General features: G+C 52.4%; 8 protein-coding genes. All 8 read left to right on the top strand.

The features are described from left to right. The first annotated feature begins 154 nt into the window (after positions 1-154). From J3B89_RS20085 to tldD, 8 genes are read left to right on the top strand one after another with little or no spacing between them, the layout of a single operon-like run. On the top strand, positions 155-1,198 hold the full coding sequence (locus J3B89_RS20085; RefSeq protein WP_008219881.1) for a rod shape-determining protein: 1,044 nt from the start codon (positions 155-157) through the stop codon (positions 1,196-1,198). A gap of 28 nt (positions 1,199-1,226) precedes the next feature. Next, the gene (gene mreC, locus J3B89_RS20080; RefSeq protein ID WP_215399421.1) at positions 1,227-2,105 is read left to right on the top strand and encodes a rod shape-determining protein MreC; all 879 of its coding nucleotides are present in this window, start codon (positions 1,227-1,229) and stop codon (positions 2,103-2,105) included. After that, positions 2,105-2,587 carry a rod shape-determining protein MreD gene (mreD, locus tag J3B89_RS20075; protein ID WP_092796636.1) on the top strand — a complete coding sequence of 161 codons (483 nt, stop codon included), beginning with the start codon at positions 2,105-2,107 and terminating at the stop codon, positions 2,585-2,587. Before mreC ends, mreD begins: the two co-directional genes overlap by 1 nt. After that, positions 2,584-3,159 (top strand): Maf family protein, encoded by a 576-nt coding sequence (locus J3B89_RS20070; protein ID WP_215399420.1) that lies wholly within the window; start codon positions 2,584-2,586, stop codon positions 3,157-3,159. Before mreD ends, J3B89_RS20070 begins: the two co-directional genes overlap by 4 nt. Then, positions 3,156-4,622 carry a ribonuclease G gene (gene rng / locus J3B89_RS20065; protein ID WP_215399419.1) on the top strand — a complete coding sequence of 489 codons (1,467 nt, stop codon included), beginning with the start codon at positions 3,156-3,158 and terminating at the stop codon, positions 4,620-4,622. Before J3B89_RS20070 ends, rng begins: the two co-directional genes overlap by 4 nt. Then, positions 4,622-8,527 carry a YhdP family protein gene (locus tag J3B89_RS20060; RefSeq protein WP_215399418.1) on the top strand — a complete coding sequence of 1,302 codons (3,906 nt, stop codon included), beginning with the start codon at positions 4,622-4,624 and terminating at the stop codon, positions 8,525-8,527. The genes rng and J3B89_RS20060 overlap by 1 nt, the downstream gene beginning before the upstream one ends. Next, positions 8,520-9,365, top strand: coding sequence for a carbon-nitrogen hydrolase family protein (locus J3B89_RS20055; RefSeq protein WP_215399417.1), 846 nt, complete (start codon positions 8,520-8,522; stop codon positions 9,363-9,365). The genes J3B89_RS20060 and J3B89_RS20055 overlap by 8 nt, the downstream gene beginning before the upstream one ends. Then, the gene (tldD, locus tag J3B89_RS20050) at positions 9,362-10,804 is read left to right on the top strand and encodes a metalloprotease TldD (RefSeq protein ID WP_215399416.1); all 1,443 of its coding nucleotides are present in this window, start codon (positions 9,362-9,364) and stop codon (positions 10,802-10,804) included. Before J3B89_RS20055 ends, tldD begins: the two co-directional genes overlap by 4 nt. Positions 10,805-10,853 lie beyond the last annotated feature (49 nt).

The raw sequence follows: 10,853 nt of genomic DNA, 5'->3' as shown, positions 1-10,853 counted from the left end.
TGGTTTAATTGCACAAAAATGTAAGATAAGGCTATTCACACGCTGGCGAGTTACTTAGAATAAACGCCGCTATATTTACTATTGCTGCGACCTTAGTGCGGTGCAGTGCTGACCTGCTTCTGGCGGCTCAGGTTTATAAGGATCCGGTTTCTTCATGTTTAATAAATTGCGTGGCCTCTTTTCAAACGATTTATCCATCGACTTAGGTACTGCCAATACGCTGATTTACGTTAAAGATCAGGGCATAGTACTGAATGAACCTTCTGTTGTTGCCATTCGTCAGGAACGCGCAGGCGGGCCAAAAAGTGTTGCGGCGGTTGGCCATGCAGCAAAACGTATGCTTGGGCGCACCCCCGGTAATATTAAAGCGATACGCCCGATGAAAGACGGCGTTATTGCCGACTTTTACGTTACAGAAAAAATGCTGCAGCATTTTATCCGCCAGGCGCACAGCAACAGTTTTCTGCGCCCCAGCCCACGTGTGCTGGTGTGCGTGCCTTGTGGCTCTACCCAGGTAGAACGCCGGGCGATCCGTGAATCGGCCCAGGGTGCCGGTGCGCGTGAAGTGTATTTAATTGACGAACCTATGGCTGCCGCTATCGGTGCCGGCTTACCGGTATCTGAAGCCACCGGTTCTATGGTGGTTGATATTGGTGGTGGTACTACTGAAGTTGCCATTATTTCGTTAAATGGTGTGGTGTATTCGTCTTCTGTGCGCATTGGTGGCGACAAGTTTGACGATGCCATCGTTAACTATATCCGCCGTAACTACGGCATTCTGATCGGCGAAGCCACTGCCGAGCGCATTAAAACTGAAATTGGTTCAGCTTACCCCAGTGATGACGTACTGGAAATTGAAGTACGCGGCCGTAACCTGGCCGAGGGTGTACCGCGCAGCTTTACCATGACCAGCAATGAAATTTTAGAAGCACTGCAAGAGCCGCTGGCCGGTATTGTTAGTGCAGTAATGGTTGCGCTGGAGCAGTCACCACCAGAGCTGGCGTCAGATATTTCTGAGCGCGGCATGGTACTAACAGGTGGTGGTGCTTTACTGCGCGATCTGGACCGTTTACTGATGGAAGAAACCGGTATTCCGGTAGTAGTGGCTGACGATCCGCTAACCTGCGTGGCGCGTGGCGGCGGTAAGGCACTGGAGATGATCGATATGCATGGTGGTGATGTGTTCAGTTATGACTAACTGAGCCATCGCCGGTGCAGGCAGCGTTATGAATCAAAGTTATAGTCGGGGCTCGTCACTGCCACTGCGGCTTTTTCTGGCTGTAGTGTGTAGTGCTGGGCTGATGTTTCTCGACCGTTATACCGACAGTTCAACCCAGCTTCGCAGTTATCTTACCACCGCAGTAAGCCCGCTGTTTTATGTTGCCAGCCTGCCGGAGAAGCTGTTTTCCGGTGCGTCAGAGCAATTTATGTCACAGCAGGCTGTGCTGGACGAAAATGCCCGGTTAAAAGAAACCCTGCTGCAGCAAAGCGGCCAGTTACAGCTATTACGTTATTTACAGCAAGAAAATGAAAAACTGCGCGCTTTGCTGGGATCTTCTGCGGTGATTGAAGATAAGCGATTGGTGGCGGAAGTGCTGGCAGTATACAGTCATCCGTTCAGCCATCAGGTCGTGCTGAACAAAGGCACCAAAGATGGCGTAACTGAGCATCAGGCGGTGATTGATGATCAGGGTATTGTTGGCCAGATAGTCAGTGTAGGCCCTACCAGCAGCCGTGCTTTGCTGATTTCTGACAATACCCATGCCATAGCGGTACGGGCGGAGCGCACCGGTGTGCGGGCTATTGTTGAAGGCCTGGGGCAGTGGGATGCTCTGCGCGTAATGCACCTGCCACACAGTACCGATATCCGCGAAGGCGACAGGCTACTGACGTCCGGCCTGGATGGCCGCTTTCCTGAGGGGTATCCGGTAGCCAGGGTGGCGAAAATAAGCCAGGATGCCAGCCAGCCCTTTATGGTGGTATATGCTGAGCCCTATGCCTTGCTTGACCGCATCCGCCATGTACTATTGTTATCCAATACGCCGCGTATCCCCGAGCCGCCACAAGAACCCCTGGCTGGCACTGCACCACAGGAGCAACCCTGATGCGAAAAGCTGGCCGCATTGGCTTTATTTATCTGTCGTTATTTGTTGCGCTGATCCTGACTGTGATGCCTATGCCGCAATTGGTAAAGCTGGCCCGGCCCGATTGGGTACTGCTGGTGCTAATGTACTGGGCCATGGCCTTACCGCAACGGATCAGTGTTGGCACGGCATTTTTCAGCGGTTTTATTGTTGATGTGCTGGTAGGCACTGTCCTTGGTGTTAATGCACTGGCGTTTTCTGTGGTAATTTTTATTGTTGCTCAGCACCATCTTAAGATCCGTAATTTTTCAGTGGTGCAGCAGTCTTTACTGCTGGGGCTGCTGCTGGCGCTGTATCAGTTACTGCTATTCTGGCTTAGCCATTTTCTTACCGGCGTATATTTTATGCCGCAGTATCTGTGGCCGGTTGTTACCGGTATGCTGGTGTGGCCCTGGTTGTTCTGGTTACTGCGGCGCTACCGCCGACAGTTGAAAATTCAATGAGTTATCCACGTATTGCCTTAGCCTCTTCTTCTCCACGCCGGCGTGAATTGCTGGCGCAGCTCGGTGTAGATTTTCAGCTGGTTAAAGCCGATATTGACGAAACACCTTACCCGAATGAAGCTCCAAAGCTGTATGTCGCCCGCCTGGCACGGCAAAAAGCCCAGGCCGGGCTGGCACGTTTAACCACCGACATACCTGTACTGGGTGCCGATACAATAGTAGTGGCCAATAATGAAATTTTGGGTAAGCCAGCTGATTTTGCCGGGTTTAACCGCACCATGCAGCTATTGTCTGGCCGCAGCCACACGGTAATGACAGCTGTGGCGCTGGTAAGCCGTGAGCGCACGTTGCAGCAATTAGTGTGCACAGAAGTGTATTTCAGACCGTTAACAGAGCAGGATATTGAAAGCTACTGGCAAAGTGGCGAGCCGCACGATAAAGCCGGTGGCTATGGTATTCAGGGGCTGGCGGCCAGGTTTGTGCAACGCATTAATGGCAGTTATACCGCAGTGGTGGGCCTGCCATTATGTGAAACTGAACAATTATTACAGCAGTGGCAGGAGCCGGTATGAGCGCAGAACTACTACTGAATGTGACACCCAGTGAAACCCGGGTTGCTTTGATAGAAAACGGCGTACTGCAGGAACTGCATATAGAGCGCCAGGCCAAATTAGGTTTGGTTGGTAATATGTATGTGGGTAAAGTCAGCCGGGTGTTGCCGGGCATGCAGGCAGCCTTTGTTGATATTGGCCTGGATAAAGCCGCGTTTTTGCATGCCTCCGACATAGTACAGCACGACACACTGGCCGAGCTGGAAGCCAAACCGGCAGTGAGCAAGGATATCCGTGTGCTGGTGCGTGAAGGGCAGTACTTACTGGTGCAGGTGGTAAAAGATCCGCTGGGTACCAAGGGGGCGCGTTTAACTACTGATATTACCCTGCCGTCGCGTTATCTGGTATTTATGCCCGGTTCGCCGCATGTTGGCGTATCGCAGCGGCTGGAAAGCGAAAGTGAGCGCCAGCGTTTAAAAGATATTGTCAGCCAGTATCTGGATGACAGCGGCGGTTTTATTGTCCGCACGGCTGCTGAAGGTGCCGGTGCTGAAGAACTGGCACAGGATGCCAGGTTTTTGAAGAAGCTGTGGGCCAAGATAGTTAAACGTAAACAAAAAACCCGCAAAGAAGGTGTGATATACGAAGATTTAACCCTGACATACCGTATTTTACGTGACTTTGTCGGCGCTGAGCTGGAACGGGTGCGGGTAGATTCCAAACTAACCTTTCAGCAACTGACGGCTTTTTGCGAAGAGTTTATTCCGCATTTATCGCCATTGCTGGAGTATTACCCCGGTGAGCGGCCCATTTTTGATATGTTTGATGTTGAAAACGAAATTCAGCGTGCACTGGAACGCAAAGTACCACTGAAAAGCGGCGGGTATCTGATTATCGACCAAACCGAAGCCATGACCACCATTGATGTTAATACCGGCGCTTTTGTTGGCCACCGCAATTTAGAAGAAACCATTTTTAATACCAATACCGAAGCCACCCAGGCTATTGCGCGCCAGTTACGGCTGCGTAATCTGGGCGGCATTATTATTATCGACTTTATTGATATGCAAAGCGCTGAGCACAAACGCCGGGTATTCCACAGTTTAGAGCTGGCGCTGGCAAGGGACAGAGCCAAAACCAACATTCACGGCTTCTCAGCGCTGGGCCTGGTAGAAATGACCCGCAAAAGAACCCGCGAAAGTCTGGAACATATTCTCTGTTCAGAGTGTCATGTATGTAAGGGCCGTGGCAGTTTAAAAACCGTTGAAACGGTGTGTTTTGAAGTGTTGCGCGAAATTGTCAGGGTTAACCGGGCCTATGCCGCCGACAAATTTGTGGTGTATGTGTCGCCGGCAGTAAAAGACGCTTTAACCAACGACGAGTTTCACAGCCTGGCCGAAGTGCAGGTGTTTATTGGTAAGCAAATCAGTATCCATACTGAGCCTTTATACACACAGGAACAATTTGATGTGGTGATGATGTAGTGCAACGCACAAAACGGGTATGTTTTTATTGTTTACATAAACTCTGGCTGGCACTGGCTGTTACGCTGGTGCTGCTGGCTGTGTCGATCTCCGTTTTGCGTTATAGCCTGCCACATGCCGACAGCTACAAGCACCATATTGAACAACTTATCAGCAACCGTTACGGCGCCAATGTCAGCATTGGTGAGTTAAGCGCCGGCTGGCAGAAGTATGGCCCTGCGCTGTTGCTGCGCGATGTTAAGTTGTTGGACAGTGCCGGGCAGTTACAGCTTAGTATCGGTGAAACCCGGGTTCGGCTGGATTTTTGGCGTAGCCTGAGTAACTGGCAGCTGACAGCGCAACATTTTGAACTGAGTGGCATGCAGTATTACATAGATGCCGACAGCCTGCTAAGTGGTGAAGGCGCCGTAGCACTGGACAGCGCACCTGTTTTTGCGGCGCTGGAACAATTGTTTTTTCAGCAACTGACCTATTTCTCGGTAGTAGACAGCCAACTGGTGCTGCAAAATGACGACAATCCGGATCTGATTGTTGATATTAAACAGCTGGACTGGGCTAACCGTGGCAACCGGCACCAGGGGTACGGCGATTTAGCACTGGCAGGTGTTACGGCCAATACGGTGTCATTTATTCTCGATTTACATGGCGACACGCTGGACAATGCCAGCGGCCAGCTGTATCTGGAAAGCGACAAGCTGGACGTTTTACCTTGGTTTCGTACTCTGCTACCGCCCAGCCAGAAACTGGAGCAGGCCAGTATCAACTTTAAAGCCTGGGGCCAGGTAGAGCAGGGCTTACTGCAGCGGATACAGGTAGAGCTGGCTGACAACAGCTTAAGCTGGCATCGCGGCAACATTGCCCACAGCCTGCAACTTGGGCCGGGGCAGTTGTTATGGCAGCCGGCAACAGATGGCTGGGTGCTGCATTCGGGCCCGTTAACCCTGTCTGATCAACAGCAGCAATGGCAAGGGCTGCAGTTTCAGCTGCAACGTACTGCACAGCAGTGGCTGGGGCAGGTAAGTAATTTTTCGCTTAACGCCATTACGCCGCTGGCGAATCTGCTGGCAGACGATATCAGTGTTTTGCAACAGTTGGTAGCGTATCAGCCTGCCGGTGATGTGCAGCAGTTGCAATGGCGAGTTGCCGATCAGCAGTGGCAGTTGCAGGGCCGGTTAGACAATGTCAGTTCGCAGGCGCATGGCGATATTCCCGGTGTCAGTAATGTGCGCGGCGATTTTATTGCCACACCAACGCTGGCCAGAATACAGCTTGAAAGTTTAGCTGGTGAGCTAAGCTGGGATGGCCTGTTCAGTGATGTCACCGCTTACGATGTGTTATCGGCGCGGGTGTATTTACACAATATAGCCGGTAACTGGCAGCTGAGCATACCGTCACTAAGCCTTCACAACGCCGATTTGCAGTTAGACGCCAGTATTAAATTAACCGACGAGCTGAGCATTCTGGCACGGTTGCAGCAACTGGATGCCAGCCGGGCAGCACATTATTTTCCGCAGCGCTATATGCCGCAAAGTGTGCGCGAATATCTGAGCGAGGCTATTATCAGTGGCCGGGTGAACAACGCCACTATGCTGTGGCAGGGTAAACCGGCGGAATTTCCTTACACTGCACACCAGGGCGTGTTTCAGGTACTGACCCAACTGGAGCAAGGGCGCTTTGCCTTCGACCCCGACTGGCCGCAAATAGAAGGTTTAAGCGCACAGTTGTGGTTTGAAAATGCCACTATGGCCATTCAGTCTGAGGCAGGCAGCTTAAATGGCATTGAACTTGAACAAGGCGTTAGTGCCGTGATCCCGGATTTGTTTGATGCGCAAACACTGGATATTCATATTCAGCGCCAGGTACAAGCCAGTGCCGTTACTGCGCTAATGCAGCTATCGCCATTACACGACAGCCTGGGTAAAACACTGCAGCACCTGGGGGTTGAAGGGGTGGCTAACGGTGATGTCACGCTGGCTGTTAGCCTGAAGCAACCGGCTGTGCTGGCCAGCGGTACAGTCAGTTTTACTGATGCCAGCCTTAAGCTGCAGGCCCCGGCAATGCAGGTGCAGCAGTTAACCGGCAGCTTAAGCTTTGAAAATGACAAAATCCGCGCCGATAAACTGCAGTTAAGCTGGCGTGACCTGCCGGTAGTCGCCGCCCTGCAGGGCGAAAATACCGCCGATGGCTACCAACTGGCACTGCAGTTAAATGGCACTCAGAACAGCCAGCAATTGCTGCAGGCGCTGCATGCCCCGGCTGCTACCCTGGTAGATGGTACAACCGGCTGGCAGTTACAGCTGGCGCTGAACCTGGCACAGGACGACATAAATTATCAGGCCCAATTGCGCAGCAATTTGCACAACACTGCTTTATTGCTGCCCGCGCCCTATAGCAAAGCTGAAGATGAAACCGCAGAGCTGACACTAACCGTAACCGGCAACAGTGTGCAGTCGGCTATAGCGCTTGGCTATGCCAAACAGAAGAATGCCCAACAGCAGGATACGCCACAGCTGCACTTTAATGCTTTATTACAACACGACACCCAGCAGCTGCGCCGGGCCCACCTTAGCCTGGGCCAGCAAGAGCCCGTGCCGGCAGCGGATGAGTTTGCTATCAGTATTAACTTACCTGAGCTGGATTTTCTGGCCTGGTTTGATTTGATCAAGCAGCAGCTTGATGAGAGTGCAACTGATGCCGGGCCACACTTTTTTCCGCAGTTATCTCAGGTGCGCGGTAAGGTAGCGCAACTGGACGTAGCGCCGGGAGTCAGGCTGCACAATACGGTGTTTGACGCTGAGCAACAGCCGGATCATTGGCAATTACAGTTAAATGGCACCGAGCTGGCCAGCCGCTGGCAATTTAGCAAAGACTGGCAGCAGCAGGGTATAGAGGCTGCTTTTGATTACCTGCACCTGCCACTGAGTGAAACGGTCAGCGCCAGTGAGCAGGCCGCCAAAGTAACCGAAAAACTGGCACTGACAGCCCAGCGCTGGCTGTTAGAGTTACCACCGTTAACAGTAAGTTGCGCCGATTGCAGCATAGGTAACTATCGTTTTGGCCAGGTTGAAGCCCAGGCCCACAGTAGCGCAGAGCGCTGGGAGCTTACTAAACTGAATGCGCGCTATAAAAGACACCAGCTAAATGTACAGGGGTTCTGGCAAGACGACGGCAGTGCCGGTTACAGTGAGTTTACCGGCAAGCTGCAAAGCCCGAATATTGGCGCCATGCTGGCTGAGTTTCAGCTAACATCTGCCATTGCCGGCAGCAATGCCGACATTAAGTTTGCGCTGAACTGGCCCGGAGCGCCTAACCAGTATGCCTTAGCGGATTTATCCGGCAATGTCAGTTATACACTGGGCGAGGGCTCGTTAACTGAAGTTAGCGATCAGGGTTCAAGGCTGTTTTCTATATTCAGCCTTGACTCACTGGTGCGCAAACTGCGGTTGGATTTTCGTGACGTATTCGCCAAAGGCTTTTTTTACAACAAAATGAGCGGTAATCTGGCTATTGCAAAAGGTGTGGCGCAAACCAGTGACGCCAGTATTGACGGTGTGCCGGGCAACTTACAAATTCAGGGCTATGCCGACTTGGTTAGCAAACAACTGGATTATCAGATGGCGTTTTCACCTAAAGTAACCTCCAGTTTGCCGGTGATTATTGCCTGGATGGTAAATCCGGCGACCGGGCTGGCGGCACTGGCGCTGGATGAAGTGTTTCAAAGTGCAGAAGTGATTTCGAAAATTAATTTTACCGTTACCGGTAGCTTCGAGCAGCCAGTGGTTACCGAAGTAAACCGCCATAGTACAGAAATACCGGTGCCGGTGCGGATCGCCCAGCCCGAGGCTATTATTCAGCTGCCGGCGGCAACACAACCAGACCCGCAAAGGAATAAACCGCATGGCTAACTGGCGTGTATCGGCCATTCAGCTAACCAGCACACCTGATCCTGCACAAAACCTGGCGCAGGTAGCACTATACCTGCAACAGCTGGCAGATACTTATACCGACGGCTTGGCGCATTTAGTGGCACTGCCCGAATGCTTTGCTGTGTTTGGTGGACGTGACGGCCTGCAATTGCAGTATCAGGCGCCGTTGGGGCAGGGTGTTATTCAGCAGGGCTGCTCTGCACTGGCCAAACAGTTTGGCGTATATTTACTGGCAGGCTCTTTACCCACCAGCAGCCCACAGCCGCAGCGTTTTAGTGCCAGCAGTATCTTATTTGCGCCGGATGGCAGCATAGTGGCCGATTACCAGAAAATGCATTTATTTGATGTTGAAGTAAGCGACAGCACCGGCAGTTACCGCGAATCGGCCAGCACTTATCCGGGGCAGAAAATCACGCTGGTGGAACTGGCTGAGTTAAAGCTTGGCCTGACTATATGTTATGATGTGCGCTTTGCAGGCCTGGCGCAGGCGTTAGCCAGTAAAGGCATGAACCTGCTGACAGTGCCATCGGCTTTTACTAAAGTTACCGGCGAGGCACACTGGCATACGTTACTAAGAGCGCGGGCGATAGAAAACCAGTGCTTTGTGCTGGCACCCAACCAAACAGGCGTGCATGCCAATGGCCGTGAAACTTACGGCCACAGCCTGATTATCGACCCCTGGGGCCGGGTACTGGCCGATGCCGGTACTGCAACGGGCTGGGTATCAGCAAAAATAGATTTAACTGACGTTGTGCAGCTGCGGCAAAGCATGCCGCTGGCGCAACATAACCGATTTAACAGTGAGCTCAAACCATGACTGCACCAGAGCAGAACCTGATCACCGCTTCCGAGCTGACCGCTGCTGATTTACAGCAAACGCTGGGCTATTTATTTGACCATCAGCTCGATTTTGCTGATTTGTATTTTCAATCCAGTGTGCACGAATCCTGGGTACTGGAAGACGGTTTGGTTAAAGACGGTTCTTTTAATATTGAACGTGGTGTGGGCGTGCGCGCTATCAGCGGTGAAAAAACCGGTTTTGCCTATGCAGACACCATCAGCGCTGCGGCATTAAAGCAGGCAGCAACAGCAGCACGCGGTATCGCCGCGCAGGGCCAGAGCGGCAGTGTCAAAGCCTTTAGCAAAAGCAGTAATAGCAATATCTATTTACCGTGCGAGCCGCTGCAGAGTTTAACCAATACCGATAAAGTGGCCCTGCTGCACCAGATTGAAGCCTATATCCGCACGCTGGATAACCGCGCCGAGCAGGTAATGGTGAGTATCTCCGGCGTGTATGAAGAAATACTGGTGGCGGCTACCGATGGCACCTACGCCAGTGATATCCGCCCGCTGGTGCGGTTAAACTGTTCCGTGTTGCTGCAACAGGGCGACCGGCGCGAGCGAGGCAATGCCGGTGGCGGTGGCCGCACCGATTATAGTTATTTCTACGAGCTTGTTGATGGCACACCGCGCTGGCAGCACTATGCCCGCGAAGCCATACGCCAGGCCCAGGTTAATTTAACCGCCATAGATGCACCGGCCGGTACTATGCCGGTAGTACTGGGCAGCGGCTGGCCGGGGGTTTTACTGCACGAAGCCGTAGGCCATGGCCTGGAAGGCGATTTTAACCGCAAAGGTTCATCGACATTTTCTGGCCGCATTGGTGAGCAGGTAGCGTCTAAGCTGTGTACTATTGTTGATGACGGCACTCTGGCACACCGCCGTGGCTCGCTGAATATCGACGATGAAGGCGTACCCAGCCAGCACAATGTGCTGATCGAAAACGGTATTTTAAAAGGCTATATTCAGGACAAACACAACGCCATGCTGATGGGTGTGGCGCCAACCGGTAATGGCCGGCGCGAGTCGTTCGCCAACCTGCCGATGCCGCGTATGACTAACACCTATATGCTGGCCGGCCAGAGCGACCCGGCTGAGATTATCGCCAGTGTGAAAAAAGGCATTTATGCGCCTAACTTTGGTGGCGGCCAGGTAGATATTACCTCCGGTAAGTTTGTGTTTTCGGCCTCTGAAGCCTACTTAATTGAAAACGGCAAAATTACTGCACCAATTAAAGGCGCAACTTTAATTGGTATGGGGCCGGAGGCGATGCAACAGGTTTCAATGGTGGGTAACGACTTAGCACTGGACGCCGGCGTAGGTGTGTGTGGTAAGCAGGGCCAGAGCGTACCGGTAGGTGTCGGCCAGCCGACATTAAAACTGGATGCCATTACCGTAGGTGGCACCCAGCACTAAATAACAGGCAAAGCCGCGTTAAGGCGGCATTTAAACCAAAACAACAGCA

This window comes from Rheinheimera oceanensis (assembly GCF_018831085.1).
Lineage (GTDB): Bacteria > Pseudomonadota > Gammaproteobacteria > Enterobacterales > Alteromonadaceae > Alishewanella > Alishewanella oceanensis.
The sequence above is the reverse complement of the archived record's forward strand: the minus strand, read 5'-3'. Positions and strand labels throughout refer to the sequence as shown.